Below are 18,505 nucleotides of genomic sequence, written 5' to 3'. Positions count from 1 at the left end.
CGGTGACGGAGGGAAAAACATGCGCATAGCCTATCTGGCGGCACGCCTCGGACACGCGCTGCTGGTGCTGTGGGCGGCATTTACCTTGTCGTTCATGCTGCTACAGGCACTGCCGGGTGACGCGGTGTTGATCAAATTCATGAACCCGGAGCTGGGGCTCAGCGCCAGCCAAATCGCACAATTGCGGCTGGCCTACGGTGCCGACGTGCCGTTGCTGACCCAGTATGCGGCGTCACTATCGCGCCTGCTGCACGGCGACTTCGGGCTGTCATTGCAAGCTGGGTTGCCGGTTAGCGACTTACTGGCAACCAACCTGCCCTCCACCCTGCTGCTGGCGGTGCTGGGGTTCGGCGCGGCGTTGCTGCTGGCGATCGCGCTGGCGATTCTCTCGGCGCTGGCCCCATTCGCCTGGCTGCGCCAGCTCTTTCAGTCCGTACCGTCGCTACTGATATCCATCCCCACGTTTTGGCTCGGCATCGTATTGATTCAGGTGTTTTCCTTCCGGCTGGGCTGGATTTCGGTGATCAACCCCGGCGAATGGGAAGGACTGATTCTGCCAGTCCTGACACTCTCCGTACCGATTGCCGCCCCGATTGCTCAGGTATTGATGCGCAGCATCGATCAGGTACTGGCACAACCGTTCGTGGCGGTGGCGCGCGCCAAAGGCCTGAGCCGCCACAGTGTGTTATGGCGGCATGTGGCGCGCAACGCTGTGCTGCCTGCGCTGACGCTGGCAGGCCTGCTACTGGGTGAGTTAATCGCCGGTGCACTCATCACTGAAACCGTATTTGGCCGCAGCGGACTGGGGCAGTTAACGCAGGAAGCCGTCAACACGCAGGACGCCAGCGTGTTGCAGGCCATCGTGCTGATTTCCGCCACCGCCTTTGTCCTCGTCAACCTGCTGGTCGACCTGCTCTACCCGTTGCTTGATCCGCGGCTGAAAACCGCATTGGAGGTGTGAGATGGCGAGCATTCAACTGGAAAAAATCACCTTTCCGCTACTGCGCAAAACACCGCGTCTGCGCCGTTATGCCGCGCAACCTGGTCTGGTGCTCGCCTGGCTGGTACTGCTGACGGTGGCGCTGTGGGCGCTGTTCCCCGGCTTGTTTACCCATGCATCACCGATTGAGGGTGTGCCGGGCGCACAACGGTTACCACCGGGTGGGGCGTACCTGCTAGGCACCGACCAACTGGGGCGAGACCTCTACACCCGCATCGTCTATGGAGCGGCGCACTCACTCTCCGGCGCGGTGGTGGCCGTCTCGCTGGGTTTGGTACTCGGTAGCCTGCTGGGGCTGCTGGCAGGCGCAGTGGGTGGAAAGCTGGATACGGTGGTGATGCGCAGCGTCGATGTACTACTGGCTATTCCCGGCTTGCTGCTGGCGCTGAGCGTCATCATCCTGCTGGGGTTCGGCAATCTGAATGCGGCTATCGCGGTGGGCGTGACGTCGGTGGCGAATTTTACCCGGCTGGTACGTGCGGAAGTGCTGCGCGTACGCCGCAGCGATTATGTTGAAGCGGCGTTTGGCAGCGGCGGCACCTTCTTTGGCGTGCTGTGGCGCCACATTCTGCCTAACTCGCTCACCAGCGTACTGGCATTCGCCGCATTGCAATTCGGCAGCGCGATTCTGGCACTCGCCACGCTGAGTTTTCTCGGCTACGGCGCACCACCGCCAACGCCGGAATGGGGGTTGCTCATCGCCGAAGGCCGTAATTATCTGGCCACCGCCTGGTGGCTGACCACCTTCCCCGGCCTGCTGGTGGTCGCGGTGGTGCTGGCGACCAATCGCATCAGCCAGTCTATTCGGAGGCCAACGCGATGAGTCTGCCGCTGAGTTTACAACATAGCCCGGCCACACCGGTGCTGGAGCTGGAAGATGTCGCCATCGCTTATCGCGACGACGACGGTGAGCGCACGGTGGTGGAAGGGGTCTCCTTCGTCATTCAGCCCGGCGAAGTGGTGGCGCTGGTAGGAGAGTCCGGTTCCGGCAAAACCACCACCGCACAGGCGGTGATCGGCCTGCTGGCGCACAACGGCCGCCTGACGCGTGGAGCCATCCGCCTTAACGGCACCGAGATTAGCCGATGGTCGCCGTCACGACTGGACAGCATTCGTGGCCGGGTGGTCAGTCTGGTGCCGCAAGACCCTGGCAGTTCGCTCAACCCGGTGAAAACCATCGGCGAGCAGGTGGAGGAGATTTTACGGCTACACCAAAAAAACGATCGTCGTCGCCTGCGCCAGCAAACGCTGACACTGTTAACGCGCGTCGGGCTGAGCAGGCCGGAGCTGCGCGCCAGCCAGTACCCGCACGAGCTCTCCGGTGGCATGAAACAGCGGGTGCTGATCGCTATCGCCATCGCCTTGAAACCGGCATTGATCATCGCCGACGAACCCACCAGCGCGCTGGATGTCACGGTGCAAAAACGCATTCTCGACCTGCTGGACGAACTGCGCCGGGAGAACAATACCGCCATTTTGTTCGTCACCCACGATCTCCGGGTGGCGGCCGAGCGTGCCGACCGCCTGCTGGTGTTCCAGAAAGGTTATATTCAGGAGCAGGGGCCCGCCCGACAGGTGCTGAGTGCGCCGCAAAGCCAGTACGCCCGCACCCTGCTGGCCAACATCCCCTCGCTGACTCACCGTCCATCACGTGTGGCGGTGAACCGGCCTGCCACCGGTCAGCCGATGGTACAGGTGGAGCAGTTGGTACAAGAATTCCCGCTGGCGGGCGACCATAAGCAGCGATTTAGGGCGGTGGATACGGTGTCGTTTAGCGTAGCCCCCGGCACTACGCACGCCATTGTCGGCGAGTCCGGCTCCGGCAAGACCACTACCGCGCGCCTGATTCTTGGCTTCCAGCGCCCAACGGCCGGCCGCATTCTGATCGACGGTACCGACATGACGCAACTGCGCGGCGAAGCGCTACGTCAGTTCCGCCAGACCATTCAGTTGGTTTATCAAAATCCGTTTAGCTCACTCGACCCGTCACAGCGGTTGTTCGATATCGTGGAAGAACCGCTGCGCAACTTTAACCGCCACACTCGCACAGAACGGGCCAGCCGGGTTCATGAGATGTTCGAACGGGTGGCGCTGCCTGCCTCGTTACTGCAACGCCGTCCGGCAGAACTGTCCGGCGGCCAGCGTCAGCGGGTCGCCATCGCTCGTGCGCTGGTACTGGAGCCGAAAGTGCTGGTGCTGGACGAAGCGGTCTCCGCGCTGGATGTCACCGTACAAGCGCAAATCCTGCGCCTGTTGGACGAGTTACAAGCCTCGCTGGGGCTGACCTACCTGTTTATTTCCCACGATCTCGCCGTGGTACGGCAGATAGCCGATACCGTTTCCGTGCTGTACCACGGCAAACAGGTGGAGTCCGGGCCGGTCGAGCGCATTTTTGCCCAACCGGCTGAACGTTATACCCAGGAACTGATCGATGCGATTCCCGGTCAGCACCGCGTCTCTTAAGGGACACACTACACCAAGGATTTAATCATGACTCAAAAACGTCTGGGGTTTTTCACCCGCTTGCTGGATGACGTGCCCGCCGGGCAACGTTACCGCTTAGCCGCCGAGCAAATCATCAAAGCTGAGCAACTGGGCTTCGACAGTGCCTGGGTGGCACAGCATCACTTTCACGCCGACGAAGGCGGCCTGCCGTCACCGTTGGTGTTTCTGGCACAAGTCGCCGCGCAAACCCAACGTATTCGGCTTGGTACCGGAGTGATTACCCTGCCGATGGAGCACCCGTTGCGGGTGGCAGAAGATACTGCCGTACTTGACCTGCTCAGCAACGGTCGGCTGGAAGTTGGTATCGGCTCCGGCGGCACGCCGTCATCGTTCGCGGCGTTCGGCCATAACAGCGAACAGCGCGGCGAGATTCTGGGCCGCTATCTGGCACAGGTACGCGCCGCCTGGGCGGGCGAACCGCTGAGCGCTGACGGCAATCAGCTTTATCCGGCCGCTGCGCATCTCAATCGCCGCGTATGGCAGGCCACGTTTTCCGTGGAAGGCGCTATCCGTGCCGGTCGGGCAGGCGATGGGCTGATGCTGTCCCGCACCCAGCCGCGCCCGGAGGCTTTCCCGGATGCCACGTTGGCCGACCTGCAAAACCCGATGATCGACGCCTATCTGGAGGCGCTGCCGTCCGGTGTCACACCGCGCATCATGGGTTCGCGCAGTGTGTTCGTCGCCGATGACCGGGCGCTGGCGCTGCAACTGGCGCAAACCGGGCTGCAACGTTCCGCCGCCCGGCTGGCTCAGTTGGGCCGTCCGGCACGTAACGGCTCGGTAGAGGAACTGATCGCCTCATTCGACAGCCACGTTGGCACACCGCAAGACGTCATCGCCTCACTACAGGCGGACAGCTCGCTGGCGCGGACCACTGATTTGGCGTTTCAGGTGCATTCTATCGACCCGCCACACGCCCATATTCTGCGCTCGCTGGAGTTGATTGCCACCCGGGTTGCCCCCGCACTGGGCTGGTCGCCGGTAAAAGACAAACACACCCGCCCGGTCGGGCAGGAGGTCGCATGACACAGTCAACATTCGATATAGTGGATACGCTTTCGGAAATTGCCCCGGATTCGCCGCTGGCGCAGGCCAGAGCGACGCGTGATGCCGCCACCCGACATACGCAAGGCAGCTACGATGCGCTATTCAGCCAGACGACAGGCGACGCGTTACCGCTGGCGCTGCGCTTTTTTATCGCTGAAAAGGTTAGCGGCTGGCATCAGAACACCCGTTTACAGCACTTTTATGCCCAACGGCTGGCGGATTTTCCGGCCCCGACGTCCGGCGTAGCGCTGGACCTGGCACTGGAGCATGCCAAACGTCTGGCATTACAGCCCATCGCCGCACAACCGGAATTCTTGCAGGCGCTGCAACAAGCGGGTTGGGCGGCAGACGACATCGTCACCCTGTCGCAACTGGTCGCTTTTGTCAGTTTTCAAAGCCGCTTGCTGTACGGCTACCGGCTACTGGCCGGTCACACCGAGGAGGTGGCGCCGGTGGCGCCCGCTGCCGTCGCCGGTCACTGGCATACCCAAGCGCTGACCAACAGCGGCAAAACCGCCCCGAACGCGTTTACACAGGGTGAGCTCGGCTGGGAACCGTGGCTCCCGGCCAAACCGCTGGCGGAATTCACCCCGGATGAACAAGCGATTCTGGCGCGTTTCGGCCATACCGATTCCGATTACTTCCGCTTGCTGGGCCGCAACCTGCCGGTACTGGAGCAACGCACCCTCACCGACAAGGGCATCTTCTATACGTCCGGTGGACTGCCGCGCCAGGACCGGGAACTGGCGGCCGCCGTCGTCAGCAAGGTAAACGGCTGTATTTATTGCGCCTCGGTACACGCCCGCAAGGCCAGCCAACTGTCGAAGCAGCATGACGCCGTACAACGCCTGCTTGACGTACCACCGGGGGAAGATCTTGCCGCCGAGCAGAACCCCCGCTGGCAGGCGATCATCACCTTCGCCGCCCGGCTCTCCACCACGCCATCGCAGGCTAACGCACAAGATTTGGCGCACCTGCGTGAACAAGGGCTGGACACGCTGGAGATTCTCGACCTGATTCAGTCCACCGCGTTTTTTGCCTGGGCCAACCGGTTGATGCTGACGCTGGGCGAGCCGTTCTGGCCGGGAAACCAGGGCTGACGACATCAGCCGTACCGTCCACAGCAATACCGTTCACAAGAATACCGTTCACCATGCCTGGCCTTGTTTGCTCCGAATTATCCCTAAGAGTAAACAAGGCGCATTGCGTGCGTTTTTCACTTTCGGCTCATCCCTCCCGCACAAATGGCGTCATTCCTCGCGCATCGGATCATCAATACTCCGTACTCACCACACAATCAGGAGAGGTCACGATGTCTGTCTTTCAGTTAAGAACCTACACATTGAAAACGGCGGCGGCGGCCAGCCAGTACGCTGAAATCTGGTATCGCCACATTGAGAGCCTGAAACTGTTTCACATCGAAACGCACGGTGTTTTTCGCCCGCAGGAGAATGACCGCCAGGTGGTGGCACTGGTGAGTTATGCCGACGGCGTGGATATTCAGGCAACGACGCTTGCTTACATGTCCAGCGATGCATTTCATGCCGATATGGCGGGATTTGAGATGGCGATGATCGAAAATGTAGAGGAAACGCAACTCATTGCCTTACCCGCCTCACCGCTGCAATAACGCTACCCCCATTCTGGGGAATACCTGCCGTCAGGCAACCTGTGGGTTACCTGACGGACTGACCACCAGACGGAAGGTGGCAGAGGTGGATAATGCGGGTTACAGCGTCTGCCCCAGCGCCTGACGCAGGTAGGCACCGGCACCCAGTAGCCCCGGCTGCGGGTGCGTTATCATAAACACCGGGATATCGGCCAGATAATCGCGAAAACGGCCTTTGTCTTCAAAAGCGCCGCGAAAACCGGAGTTACGGAAGAACTCAAGAAAACGCGGCACAATCCCGCCTGCGATATAGACACCGCCAAACGTGCCAAGATTCAGCGCCAGATTGCCGCCAAAACGCCCCATCAGCACGCAAAATAACGACAACGCCCGCAAACAGTCGACATCGCTGTGCGCCAGCGCGCGTTCAGACACTATCTGCGGTGTCAGCGCTTCCGGCACCCGATCATCCGCTTTAACGATCGCGCGGTAAATATTCATCAGGCCCGGCCCGGACAGCACACGCTCAGCGGAAACATGCCCTAATTCCTGACGCAGCACCTGCAACAGGATGTCCTCTTCTTCGCTATTTGGCGCGAAATCGACGTGACCACCTTCACCCGGCAGGCTCAGCCATTTCCCGTCAACCGGTAACAGATGCGCCACACCCAGCCCGGTCCCGGCACCGTACACCGCCACCGGCTTGCCTGCCACGGGCGCTTCGCCCCCCAGTTGAATCACATCTTCTGGCGTCAGCACCGGCACCGCCATGCTGACGGCGGTGAAATCGTTGATCACGGCCAGGCGATAAAACCCCAGGTTCTGCTGCATCGCCGAGATGGAAAACGCCCAATGGTGATTGGTCATCGACACCCAGTCGCCGGTCACCGGACAGGCGATGGCGATACAGGCCGCTTTGATGGTGAGATCCGCGTGTTCGGTCAAAAACAAACGAATCGCCGCTTCCAGACTGTCGTGTTCCTGAACCGCGTATTGTTTGCTGTGCGACAGATGCCCATTTGCCAGTTCACACAAGGCGAGACGGGCGTTGGTGCCGCCGACATCGCCTACCAGCGCATACTGATGCATAAATTACGTTCTCCCATTGAAATGTCACCATGCGTGCCCGGGCACACAGAGAAAGCTGTGCGCCGCTACGCGAATAGCAAGGCTACGCGAATAGCCAGCACACCGAATCTCGCTCATCTTCACTGGTCATCCCTGTCATCGGGGAAACGTAACACGATAAATCAGGCCGTTTCCCCCCGTTTCAGCCGCAGCATAAAATCCCGAAAAGCGGGGATCAGGTCACGAAACAGCGCCTCTTTGCGGTGGACCATCATCACTTCACCAAATAGCTTTAGACCTGTGCAAAACGCGGCGACGTCCGAGTCCGGTAAGATCCCTTTTGACCGAACTTTCTCAATAATTTCCAGAATATCGTCATGATTGGTGGCGTCAAACGTCAGTGAACGATTTTGCGGCTTATCGTCGCGATTATCGGTGAGATTTTCCAGCGTGATACGATAGTGATAAGGCATGGTTTTATCCTTGCGGCTACATGATGTGATGGAATGAGCGGCGGTCTCCGCCATATGGTTGACAATGTCAACCATATAACCGAATAGTTGATAAGGTCAATAAATTAATGCATGACACTCTTGATACCCAGACGTTTGAGTTGCTGGGCGAAGTGATCCACGGGGTTAAACAGCGGCTACAGGAGAGCGACGCACTCACACAAACGGGACTCGCCCCGTTTCAGGCGCGTACATTAGGATTGATTGCCCGCCACCCAGGTCAAAGCCAGCATTTTCTGGCGCAGTACATGGGCCGGGATAAGGCGCAGATTGCCCGCCTGCTAAAAGAGCTGGAAACGCTGGAGTTGATCACCCGAGAGCCTTCCCCCACCGATCGCCGGGCACAGGTGGTATCACTCACGAAAAAAGGTGAAGACACCCATCGTCTTTTTGCGCAGGCGCGCACCGAACTGCTGCAACGTGCCTTTGTCGACGTAACAGCGGAAGAACGCCGCCAGTTCGCACAGGTATTGCAGAAGATGAAGGCGAATCTGGTCGCGCCGGACTAATACCGAAACCCGATCGCGCCCCGGAATTCAGGGTATCCGAACGTTACGCACCCGGCTGGTAGATATCCTTGCGAACAAACGTCCAGGCATAATCCTGACGATTGATAGGCTCGTATCCGATTTTCTGATACAGCCACGGCGCGGTGGAGGTCAGCAGCAACTGACGACGCAGGCGTTGCAGCCGCGGGTGTCTGATGGTGCACTCCACCAGAAAACGCCCTAACCCAGCCCCCTGATGCGCAGGTAAGACAAAGACATCGCACAGATAACCGAACGTGGCGAAGTCCGTCACCATGCGGGCAAAACCAATCTGACGCGCCTGATGGTACAGCCCGAAACACAGGCTATTGGCGACAGACAGCGCGACGGTTTCCCGGTCGATACCCGCGGCCCAACTGGAGGTGGTGAGGTAACCATGAATGATGTCCAGGTCAAGCCGCCGCGGATCCGTCGAAACCTGATAGCTCTCTTGTTCCCATTGTGCTGACACTGCTTATTCCTTCTGGCTGTAATGAGAATTCATCATCTCACCAGAGCGTCTTGCTGCACAACGCTGACCATAGCGGTAGACCCAGACTTGCACTACCAGCAGCATGGTCAGCGGCAAACCGTGGAACAGCACAATCACCGCCGCAGGCGTCCACCAGACATAGAATGGTGCCACCAGCAGCATGCCGATACCGAACCCGGTCATCTGCATCAACGTCAGCAGGCTGAAGATAGGTAATCGCAGGGATTCCGGCTCACTTTGCGCACGGGAAATCAGGCTGACTTCCGCCACGCCGTCGCCAATACCCGCCCACACCACAAACACCAGCAGCCACGCCAGCCCGGTTTGCTGGAAGGTCAGAATAAAACCGGTGGACATCAACGCCACCCCGATAAAAAAAGCCCGTTCCATTGTCCGCTGCTGCCCTTGCCGGAGCAAAAAGCCGCTCCCCCGCGCCCCTGCGAATTTACCCACCGCCCATAACGCCAGCATCAGGCCCATGGTCTTACTGGCGCTGTCGGGCGAGATCAATGCGGACAAGACAGGAAAGCCCACGTTATGCGCCGCACTGCCAAGCGTATCCGCCATACTGACGATCAGCATACCTGCCAGCATCGGCGCGCCACGCAACCCTTCGCGCAGTTGCCGCCATTCGCTGAACCGATCGCGCTGGCTCGCCCGGGGCTGTGGTTTTTCAACCATGCGCAACGGCAGAATCAACAGCGCGGCGGTCAGATAAGTGGCGACATTCAGCATAAAGACCACCGGGTAACCAAAACCGGCGACCAACAGGCCTGACACCAGACTGCCTAATACCGCGCCACTGGCTGCCACCGAGGTCAGCCAGGCATTGGTGGTCAGCCGCAGGCTGGGCTCCACCCAGTAGGGCAACTGGCTGTTCAGCCCAATCGCAAACATGGCATTCCCCACCCCGACCCCGAGCGCGATCACCGGTAATAACGGCAATTGCCACGCAGGCGGCAACACCAGCAATAGCGAAAGCAACGCCGCTCGCAGCAGGTCAAACCCCACCAGCGACGAACGCCCCTGAAAACGCCGGAAAAACGGCGTACCCACAAGACTTGCCAACAATCCGCCAGCCACCCGACAAGCCAGAAAAATACTGACGTTTACCACACTGTTGCTCAGCAGATAAACGTAAGTGGATAGCGCCACCATGTTCAGAAAGGCGCCAAAGTCGGAAATAAAACGCGCCGCGATGATCAACCCGGCGTTCCGCCGGGATTGTCCGATGTCACTCTCATGATGCTCAGCCATGACGGATTACCCTTTGTTTTCCCTGTGATGTTCCCTGTTGTACTGTCTGTTGTACTGCCTGTTTTATTGCCTGCTGTATTACCCGCTGTATCGTCTGCTAGCGCTCCTGCATCGGCCGGAACGTCACCAACAATAAATCCCGGTAAGCGGACGTCGCCTCTGCGACCGGGCAAACCGGTCCGGCACGGTGATATAACTTTTTATCATCCACAATCAGGGTCTCCAGGAACCGGCTCATTGCCGTTGCCAGCAATGGCGGATCATGCTCCTCGGCGGAGGTGAATATTTCGGACACCACCGGCTGCGTCCCTTCACTCTGGATAAAGTGCATACAGATCCACGCCATCCCATCCTGATGGATGCCGGATGTGGTCGGGCTGCTGTTGCCTTTTTCCGCCCTGACCCGGAACTGATGGATGTCGATAGCATACGACCGTTCGGCAGCCATCCACGGGCGTATCATCGCCATATCCGTCACCACGATGCGTTGTAGTAACGGATGGCGGATAAACCCTTCTTCGGCATACCGCAGGCGGTTTGGCCCCGGTTTGTAATCAATGTTGTAGGTCACCGTAGAGCAATAATCCGCATCGGCGTTCAGTTGCAGCGAGCGGTCAGGATGGCAGAAAAACCGCAGGATCCGTCGTTCGCGGCGGGTATAACTTTTAAAATTTTCATCCTCGACCAAATTATCCCAGTAGGCTTTGAAGCTCTGCTCTTCCTCCGGATCTACGGCAATCCACTCCTGGCTGGCGTGAAGATGGCAATACCCCTGCAGCTTGAGTTGCTCGGTAATGCCGTCTGCATTAAACCTGTTTGTATTCATGGTGGGTTTCCTGATTTAGCGCACAGCGGCGATGGCAGAGGACACGCCGCTGTCGATGTCACTCGGTGTTGGGCCTATCATCGGACGAAGATAGTGTTGCAGCGTCTCGTACAACGCCTGCGCATCCTGTGCTGATGCAACCCGAGCCCACCCTTTGAACAGGTAATGTTCTTCGATATCCGCATCCACGTAATGCCCCACCGGATAATGGCCAAACGCCAGCACCGCCGGGTGACGCTCCACCCACGACAGGCCGTGAAAACCGTTGAAATAGCCGCTGGTGGGAGGATAAATCGCAAACATGGAATAGTGCTGTGCGTTGCTGGAAACCCGCTCACAAGCCATCTGTAGCGATATCTCTACCCCGTTATCCGCCAGTAATAAAGACAGATACAGATCGTACGGGTCCAGCCCGGCGATATCCTGAAACGCCGCGTTCACGTACAGCCCACCCAGACGCGGGTTGACCTCGATAACCACCGGCCCTGACGCCGTCATCCGGAATTCGACGTGCGCCACCGCGTAGGTCAGCCCCAACGCCTGCAAACAGGCAACGGCATAGTCCCGAATCAGCTGTTGCTGACGCGCAGAGAAAGCCACCGGCGGTGTAATCAGTAGATTTTCCAGCACGGTCGTGCCCTGCGTGGTCAGTAGCAGTTTTTCGTTGATCAGCACCGGGAAAACCGCCTGCGACGTCGCCACGCACTCCACACTCCCTTCAATGCCGTCAATATAGGACTCCAGCAGCACGGAACGGCCTGGCACATAGTGGTGTGAATGTCCGTCAAGGTCGGTAAAACGGCACGATTCACCGTAAAAACTGGCTACTGAAGCCCGATCATACTGTTCGATAAACTGGTGGTAATACGCCTGCAACTGCCGCCAGTCGACGCATTGACGAATAAATGCGGAAGCCGCCCCGTAGGGCGGTTTCGCAATCAGCGGGTAGCCCACCCGCTCGGCTTCACGCTGTAATTCCGCTTCATCATGACACAACGCGTACGCCACCGACCGGACACCCGCCCGCTCCAGCGCCTGTCGCATCAGGAACTTGTTATTACACCGCTCCACCGCCTGTGCCGTGCTGTAAACCAGGCCATGACGCTGGCACAGCTCCGCCACCAGACACCCCATCTGCCCAAGCGGCGAGGCATGCCCGGCATGGCACAAGACTGCCCGTACCTGATAACGCTCCGCCAGTTGTTGCAGCAGCGCATCCAGCGAAGCCACCGACAGCGTCGGCAGCCAGAACACGTCATCGCTGTCTGCTTCCAGCCGCTGTCGCTGCCGGTGACCGGTCCATGCCGCCGTCAGGCACAACAGCCCCCGACGGCGCGCTGCCGCAAAGTGCGGCTCACGGTAGGTATAGACCGGCACCGCGGTATCATTCACGTCCACAAATAAGATGGCTTCGGGTTTCATACCTTTTTCTCCTTGTGTCGCCACGTGATACCGTTTAACTGTCCTGCCAGCGGCAGACATCGCCCTGCCAGTTGGTGAAACGGTAAAAGCGCTCGCCATCGATGTCTTCAAACTGCGGCATGTCTTGCACACTGCTCAGCAACGGAACAGTGAACTTCCCTTTCGCATGGGGCAGCACATATTCCGGCAAGGCAATATTGGATACCCGACGTTTCAACCGGTTCATGATGGCAATCGCATCGCGGATCGATGCTTTATATTCCGAGGCACCCGGAGAAAAAGGCATGAAATGATATAAATAATAGGGCTTCACCCCCATACGATATAATTCAATAAACAACTGCCTGAGCGTGTCTTCATTGTCATTGACACCACGCAGTAGCGGCATATTGGAAAACACAATCGGCACGACCTGCTGAATACGTTTTACCGCATCACGAAAGGCATCGCTTAATTCCAGCGGATGGCACACATGTACTCCAAAGGCATTGACGCGATGACGACGCAGAATATCCAGTAACGTGTCGGTAATACGATAAGGATTAAAGGTCAACGAGCGGGAATGAATCCGGATTAACAGGGAATCACGGATATTACGGATTGCCCCCAGACATTCATCCAGTTTCACGTCCGTCAGCATCATCGGATCGCCGCCACTGAGAATGACCTCCTCTACGCCTGGAGTATTACGGATATAATTCAACGAATCCTGAAAGGCTTTTCTTCCGGCATTTTCTTTTTCCGAATCGACCTTTAACGTCCGCAGTGCTTCAAAGCAGAACTGGCAGTAGGAATTACAGGTATTCACCATCCGCAGAATGACCCGATTGTCATATTTATGCTGACAAATCGGCGTTTTCATTTCATGAGACAGCTCCCAGTTTTCTGATTCACCGTCGTAACCGGTCGCGCCATCATCGAGCCAGAACGGCACCACCTGGCGCCACAGCGGATTGTCGACAATATTCTTATACCCAGCATCTTTTATCAGGTTGGCATAATACGGCGTGATCTGCATCTTCCGGCTGGCAAGATTATGGGTAATACGCTGCGCGATCTCATCACTCCAGCCGCCACACGCTGCCCGTAATGCGGGTTCATCACGAATGGCATTTTTCTGCTGCCAACGCCAGTCTGTCCACCCGGAACGCCCTTCTGCCGGGAATAACGCCAGTTCGGTTACCGATATATCCATATTGCCTCCGTGCTTACCGTATTTATAGAGATACAACACCACATCAGGCTGCGAACCATTATTTCCATCACAGAGAAGACTAACCTGGGAATAACTGCATCATGTCAGCCAGCAATAAACATTCGACTAACATGAAAAGATAAACGCCTCTTCTCATAAAAAGAAATAACGATATCAGACAGATGACACATCACCTTGATATCCCTGCTCCCTGTTGCACTCGTTACCGAAGAAAACACCTGACGTTACAGGCAGTAATAAATAAAAAACCTTTCCAGAGATAAATGCACAAACAGAAGCGTCACCGCCTCACGAAAATCATTATCTGGAATTAATTCAGTTTGAAATAATTTATTTTTTTGGGAAATTTATTTTGAAAAAACCAATGCCATGACGGGTGATAAACACCATCATCGCGACCTTTTCTCTGAAATAATCCTATTGTTATTATTCTTATAACAAAATGCGTTTTTTGCAAACCGTTAATTAACATTTTAATATCATTTTTCCCTATCGCCACGGTTTTCACCGCTGGCATGGCGGCGAGGACGACAACACCATCAGGCTAAAATAGTCATACCGCTTTTCTCCCCATCCCGCGTATTCTGATGAAAACAGCATCATGAGAACCTGATAAAACCTGAGGAGAAACGCGTGGCGATAACCCTTCCTGAAGCCCTGATTCCGGTGGATCCCCGTTTTGGCTGCGGCCCATCACTGATCCAGCTTGATGACCTGACGCGCCTGAAAGATAAAGGGCCACATTTGCTGGGCACCAGCCATCGCAAAGAACCGGTGCGCGCACTGTGCCGCGAGATTCAGCAAGGCTTGCGGGATTACCTGTCGGTACCGGATGACTACAGCATCGTACTGGGTAACGGTGGGGCCACCGCGCTATTCGATATGGTGGGCCTCGGGCTGGTCAGAAAACGCATCGTCCACCACACCTGTGGTGAATTCTCGGAGAAGTGGTTTAAAGCCTCGCGCCGCATCCCGTGGATTGAGGCGGACAACGTCGCGGTGGCATACGGTCAGGCGAATTCCACCTTCGTGACACAAGGTGCTGATGTGGTGGCCTGTACGCTGAATGAAACCTCCACCGGGGTGATGAATACCGTGTTACCCGAGGTAGGGGAAGACTGTCTGCTGGCGATAGACGCGACCAGTGGTGCCGGGCAAATCGCCTGTGATCTCTCCCGTGTGGATGTCTTTTTCTTCTCGCCGCAAAAAGTATTCGCCAGCGAAGGCGGGCTATTCGTGGCAATTCTGTCGCCGAAAGCCAAAGCGCGGATCGCCGAGATCGCCGCTGATCCCAGCCGTTATATCCCGGCGTTCGCCGACTGGCGGCTGGCGCTGAGCAACAGCGAGCAGCAGCAGACTTACAACACGCCGGCGGTGGTGACCTTGTTCCTGTTCGCTGAACAGGTGAAGCGCATGAACACGCTGGGCTTTGCCGAAGTAGAGCGTCAGGCGGCGGAGAAAGCCGAACTGCTGTACCAGTGGGCCGCCGAACGGGATTATCTGTCCGCCTATGTGGCCGACCCGGCAGCCCGCTCCACCACCGTTGCGACCATCGACCTGGCCGATACGATTTCAGCAGACAAGCTGACCCGTTATCTGGACGAGCAAGGGCTGGCGCACGGTATCGAAGGTTATCGGGCGCTGGGGCGTAACCAGTTACGCATCGCGTTATTCCACAACATCGCCTATGACGACCTGAAAACGCTGACCGCACTGATCGATTTTCTGGTTGCCAGCGGCGAATTCGCCGCCTGATATCATACCGTCGCTTTAACCGGTAACGCGGTTTTGTGAATCAACCGCCGCAACGAAAACGAGGACTGCACATCACGCAGTCCTTCGATTTTGATCAGTTTCTTTTGCAGGAATTTCTCAAAATCTGACAAGCTGGCGGCCACTACCCGCAGCATAAAATCATGACTGCCGGACATCAAATGACACTCCATCACCTCGTCAAAGGTGGCGATTTGTTGCTCAAACTTGCGAAAGGTCGCTTCCGCTTTGGGCTCCAGCGTCAATGAAATGTACGCATTCACCGGAAACCCGGCTTTCTCCTGATCCAGCAGCGTGACATACCGGTCGATCATACCGGCGTCTTCCAGCTGTTTGAGTCGCCGGGTACAGGGTGTAGCCGACAGACATACCCGTTCAGCTAACTCCGTGGTTTTTAGCCGGGCATCCTGCTGTAGCTCATTCAATATCTGCGCATCGATACGGTCGATCTTCATGAGTGATAATCTCTCTTCCTGCCGTGCTTATGAGTGATAATCCCTAATCTAATCGATAAATGACTTTTCTTTTAGTTAAAAGTCACTCCACGATCAATGTTAATTTGAGCGCCAATACTGAATTTTCAGTCATGAAATACGCAGATATATGCATTTCTTATGGCTAAATTGGACGACATGATGTTGATGAGGGTGATACCGTGCTGAAAGACTCTGTTGCGCTACCCAAGACAGCGGATACCGGACAGGCACCGGGGCTGGCTCATACCCTGAAAGACGATGTGTACGGCCTGATTCTGGGGGTGATGTTTATTGCGATCGGTCTGAATTTACTGAAACTTTCAGGCATGATCACCGGTGGGATTGCCGGTATTACCCTACTGATTTCCTACCTGGTTCCGTTGTCGATCGGCACGTTGTTTATCCTGACCAACATCCCGTTCATGATTTTCTGCTACTTCAGTATGGGCCGCGCGTTCACGTTGAAGACGTTGGCAGTCAACATTGCCCTGAGCCTCGCCACTCAGGCGGTACCCAACCTGCTGACCATCAACTATGTGCATCCGCTGTTTTCCGCACTGGTGGGCGGTACCTTCCTCGGTATGGGGATTCTGTCGCTGGCTCGCCACAACGCCTCGGTCGGCGGTACTGGCGTGGTCACGCTCTGGCTTTATAAACGCTTCAATATCAATGCCGGTAAAAGCCAGATGCTACTGGATCTGCTGGTGTTCGCGATATCCTCGCTCACCATGCCCATTCCTTTGCTGCTGTGGTCTGCGCTCAGCGCGCTGGCAATGAACGCCATGCTGATGAACTGGCATAAACCGGGGCGTTATCAGGGTGGGTAAACATAACATCCCCAGCCTGCTCCCCGCGTATTTCACGGCAGGCGCAAAGCTATTATGCATCACGGCGCGACATAACTACGGTATCAATTTATAAACCCGGATCAGTACGGCGGCTCGCTGGGGCTTAAGGCTGGTCAGCGTGCCGATAATACCCGTCATACTTCAAGTTGCAGGTGTGTTGGCTGCGCTCGCTCACCCAATCGGCCTTTTCCCAAAGCGACGGGAGGAGCAATATCCGCGGTAATTTCCATCACCAGTTCAGTTTTTGGTGGCGCTTCTTTTTCCACGTTGACCTTTTCGTCAGCCATTACCGAAGAACTGAAAAAGCCAATAATTGAAAACACCGTAAATATCTTACTGATGACTTTTATTTCTACCTCACGGAATCAATACATTATTTATATTAATGGCATACAGAATCAGATAAAAATATACCTGTCATACTGCAAATTGCAGGTGTGCTGATTTTATTATCCAGTTCATCCAACGCCTTGTCCCTTGCGGGCCACAGCAAACCGTTTTTAATGCTGCTCATCACAGAATTGATGGGTGCCAGGGGTTTGCGGGTCGTGGAATAGCGTCATTCAACCCGAGCGTATTACCCTGCCACTCACATTCCTTAGGTATATCATCGGTTATCAAAACAGCCGTATTAACCACACCAGATAATAGAAAAAACAACTATTACTGTTATTGTTATTTGTTATTAATTACCAATAAATCTGGTTGATCACATCTATTTACACTCACCCTATACTCATAGAGGCGTCTTTGTGAAAAAGTAAAACCAGATATTTCATATGAAAAATAAAAAGGGACAACCATGTTATTCAAAAAAATCGTACTGGCAGGCGGAATCATAATGGGGATGACCACCAGTGTAGTTAATGCTGCAACCCCCGATTTACCTGGTTACGCCGACGGTGCTCTGGTTATTCAGGTAAAGAAGACCAGCGAGCAGATTGATGCCATGAGCGGTATTATTTATTCCCAGGTAAAAAGCACGCGTGCGATACGGCAACTACGGATGTCGTTATTAATTCCCCGCACACAGGATCTGAAACCAGCGATTGTGTATTTCCCCGGTGGGGGCTTTACTTCAGCCGACTATGAAAAATTCTCCGAAATGCGTATGGCGCTGGCTGAAGCCGGTTTTGTCGTCGCCGCGGCGGAGTACCGCGTCGTGCCCGACACCTTCCCAGCCCCCGTGCAGGATGGCAAATCCGCCGTGCGTTTTCTGAGGGAACACGCGGCCGAGTATGGTATTGATCCGAACCGCATTGGCGTGCTGGGCGATTCAGCGGGTGGATATCTGGCCCAGATGCTAGGCACGACCAATGGCGACAAACAGTTTGAACAGGGACAGTTCCTGAATCAATCTTCCGACGTTCAGGCGGTCGTCACCTTGTACGGTCTCTCTAATCTGCTGAATATCGGCGAAGGTTTCCCAGAAAATGTCCAGAAAGTTCATCAATCGCCAGCCGTCACCGAAGCGCTATTAGTTAACGGCACCGCCTTCCGTGACTGGCCGGGCGCAACTATCAGCAGCGATCCGAAAAAAGCGCTGAACGCCAGCCCAATGGGGCATATCAAAGGCAAAAAACCGCCCTTCCTGATTATGCATGGCAGCAAGGACACCCTGGTATCACCGCTGCAAAGCGCCCAGTTATTCAAGGCCCTGAAGGCTGAAGGTAACCGCGTCGACTATGTGCTGGTCGAAGGAGCCAACCATGGCGATATCACCTGGTTCCAAAAACCGATTATTGAACGCGTCGTCAACTGGTTTAAACAGACGCTGGGCGAACCCACAAAATCCGCCGCCAGCAGCACTAAAGCCAGTGCCAACGCGAATCTGTAACACCGGCGCGTCTTATTGAGGAATAAAACAGAACCGGCATCGGCGAATGCCGATCGCTAAGCCTATTGGATGGGGAAACGCTGGGGTAT

Annotated in this window: 19 protein-coding genes; 10 read left to right on the top strand and 9 right to left on the bottom strand. The window is 56.2% G+C overall.

Annotated features, from left to right (window positions below; all coding sequences use genetic code 11):
* Positions 1–19 precede the first annotated feature (19 nt).
* From DD586_RS00175 to DD586_RS00150, 6 genes are all read left to right on the top strand, one after another.
* Positions 20–961 carry an ABC transporter permease gene (locus tag DD586_RS00175; protein ID WP_012882786.1) on the top strand — a complete coding sequence of 314 codons (942 nt, stop codon included), beginning with the start codon at positions 20–22 and terminating at the stop codon, positions 959–961.
* A 1-nt stretch (position 962) separates the two neighbouring features.
* The gene (locus DD586_RS00170) at positions 963–1,823 is read left to right on the top strand and encodes an ABC transporter permease (RefSeq protein WP_012882785.1); all 861 of its coding nucleotides are present in this window, start codon (positions 963–965) and stop codon (positions 1,821–1,823) included.
* Positions 1,820–3,463 (top strand): dipeptide ABC transporter ATP-binding protein, encoded by a 1,644-nt coding sequence (locus DD586_RS00165; protein WP_012882784.1) that lies wholly within the window; start codon positions 1,820–1,822, stop codon positions 3,461–3,463. Before DD586_RS00170 ends, DD586_RS00165 begins: the two co-directional genes overlap by 4 nt.
* Before the next feature lie 27 nt (positions 3,464–3,490).
* A complete protein-coding gene (locus DD586_RS00160) occupies positions 3,491–4,531 on the top strand; it encodes a putative FMN-dependent luciferase-like monooxygenase (protein WP_012882783.1) in 1,041 nt (346 codons plus the stop codon).
* Complete coding sequence (locus DD586_RS00155) at positions 4,528–5,652, top strand: alkylhydroperoxidase domain protein (protein ID WP_012882782.1); 1,125 nt, start codon at positions 4,528–4,530, stop codon at positions 5,650–5,652. Before DD586_RS00160 ends, DD586_RS00155 begins: the two co-directional genes overlap by 4 nt.
* Positions 5,653–5,864: 212 nt before the next feature.
* Complete coding sequence (locus DD586_RS00150; RefSeq protein ID WP_012882781.1) at positions 5,865–6,182, top strand: NIPSNAP family protein; 318 nt, start codon at positions 5,865–5,867, stop codon at positions 6,180–6,182.
* A gap of 99 nt (positions 6,183–6,281) precedes the next feature.
* Here the strand turns inward: DD586_RS00150 and glk are convergent, their stop codons facing one another.
* Both glk and DD586_RS00140 read right to left on the bottom strand, forming a co-directional pair.
* Positions 6,282–7,250, bottom strand: coding sequence for a glucokinase (gene glk / locus DD586_RS00145; protein ID WP_012882780.1), 969 nt, complete (start codon positions 7,248–7,250; stop codon positions 6,282–6,284).
* A gap of 161 nt (positions 7,251–7,411) precedes the next feature.
* Positions 7,412–7,702, bottom strand: coding sequence for a DUF3861 domain-containing protein (locus DD586_RS00140; RefSeq protein WP_012882779.1), 291 nt, complete (start codon positions 7,700–7,702; stop codon positions 7,412–7,414).
* Between the two features lie 107 nt (positions 7,703–7,809).
* On the opposite strand from DD586_RS00140, the gene DD586_RS00135 reads away from it, so the two are divergent.
* Positions 7,810–8,250 carry a MarR family winged helix-turn-helix transcriptional regulator gene (locus DD586_RS00135; RefSeq protein WP_012882778.1) on the top strand — a complete coding sequence of 147 codons (441 nt, stop codon included), beginning with the start codon at positions 7,810–7,812 and terminating at the stop codon, positions 8,248–8,250.
* A 43-nt stretch (positions 8,251–8,293) separates the two neighbouring features.
* On the opposite strand, the gene DD586_RS00130 is transcribed toward DD586_RS00135, so the two are convergent.
* The 5 genes from DD586_RS00130 to DD586_RS00110 form a co-directional block, all read right to left on the bottom strand.
* Positions 8,294–8,740 (bottom strand): GNAT family N-acetyltransferase, encoded by a 447-nt coding sequence (locus DD586_RS00130; RefSeq protein WP_012882777.1) that lies wholly within the window; start codon positions 8,738–8,740, stop codon positions 8,294–8,296.
* Positions 8,741–8,743: 3 nt separating this feature from the next.
* On the bottom strand, positions 8,744–10,018 hold the full coding sequence (locus DD586_RS00125; RefSeq protein ID WP_012882776.1) for an MFS transporter: 1,275 nt from the start codon (positions 10,016–10,018) through the stop codon (positions 8,744–8,746).
* 97 nt (positions 10,019–10,115) lie between these two features.
* Positions 10,116–10,844 carry a 2OG-Fe dioxygenase family protein gene (locus DD586_RS00120; RefSeq protein ID WP_012882775.1) on the bottom strand — a complete coding sequence of 243 codons (729 nt, stop codon included), beginning with the start codon at positions 10,842–10,844 and terminating at the stop codon, positions 10,116–10,118.
* A 15-nt stretch (positions 10,845–10,859) separates the two neighbouring features.
* Positions 10,860–12,266 (bottom strand): ATP-grasp domain-containing protein, encoded by a 1,407-nt coding sequence (locus tag DD586_RS00115; protein ID WP_012882774.1) that lies wholly within the window; start codon positions 12,264–12,266, stop codon positions 10,860–10,862.
* Positions 12,267–12,300: 34 nt separating this feature from the next.
* Positions 12,301–13,461, bottom strand: a complete 1,161-nt coding sequence (locus tag DD586_RS00110) for a KamA family radical SAM protein (protein WP_012882773.1) — start codon at positions 13,459–13,461, stop codon at positions 12,301–12,303.
* A 654-nt stretch (positions 13,462–14,115) separates the two neighbouring features.
* Here DD586_RS00110 and DD586_RS00105 point away from each other — a divergent pair.
* A complete protein-coding gene (locus DD586_RS00105; RefSeq protein ID WP_012882772.1) occupies positions 14,116–15,237 on the top strand; it encodes an aminotransferase class V-fold PLP-dependent enzyme in 1,122 nt (373 codons plus the stop codon).
* Between the two features lie 2 nt (positions 15,238–15,239).
* Here the strand turns inward: DD586_RS00105 and DD586_RS00100 are convergent, their stop codons facing one another.
* Positions 15,240–15,710, bottom strand: a complete 471-nt coding sequence (locus DD586_RS00100) for an Lrp/AsnC family transcriptional regulator (protein ID WP_012882771.1) — start codon at positions 15,708–15,710, stop codon at positions 15,240–15,242.
* 200 nt (positions 15,711–15,910) lie between these two features.
* Between DD586_RS00100 and DD586_RS00095 the strand changes: the two genes are divergently transcribed.
* Positions 15,911–16,558, top strand: coding sequence for a YitT family protein (locus DD586_RS00095; protein ID WP_012882770.1), 648 nt, complete (start codon positions 15,911–15,913; stop codon positions 16,556–16,558).
* Positions 16,559–16,713: 155 nt separating this feature from the next.
* Here the strand turns inward: DD586_RS00095 and DD586_RS21905 are convergent, their stop codons facing one another.
* Positions 16,714–16,902 (bottom strand): hypothetical protein, encoded by a 189-nt coding sequence (locus tag DD586_RS21905; protein ID WP_157668878.1) that lies wholly within the window; start codon positions 16,900–16,902, stop codon positions 16,714–16,716.
* A 479-nt stretch (positions 16,903–17,381) separates the two neighbouring features.
* Between DD586_RS21905 and DD586_RS00090 the strand changes: the two genes are divergently transcribed.
* On the top strand, positions 17,382–18,416 hold the full coding sequence (locus DD586_RS00090) for an alpha/beta hydrolase (protein WP_012882769.1): 1,035 nt from the start codon (positions 17,382–17,384) through the stop codon (positions 18,414–18,416).
* Positions 18,417–18,505: the final 89 nt, after the last annotated feature.

Source organism: Dickeya parazeae Ech586 (genome assembly GCF_000025065.1).
GTDB classification, from domain to species: Bacteria; Pseudomonadota; Gammaproteobacteria; order Enterobacterales; family Enterobacteriaceae; genus Dickeya; species Dickeya zeae.
Note: the sequence above shows the minus strand (reverse complement) of the source record. Positions and strands in the feature narration are given on the sequence as shown.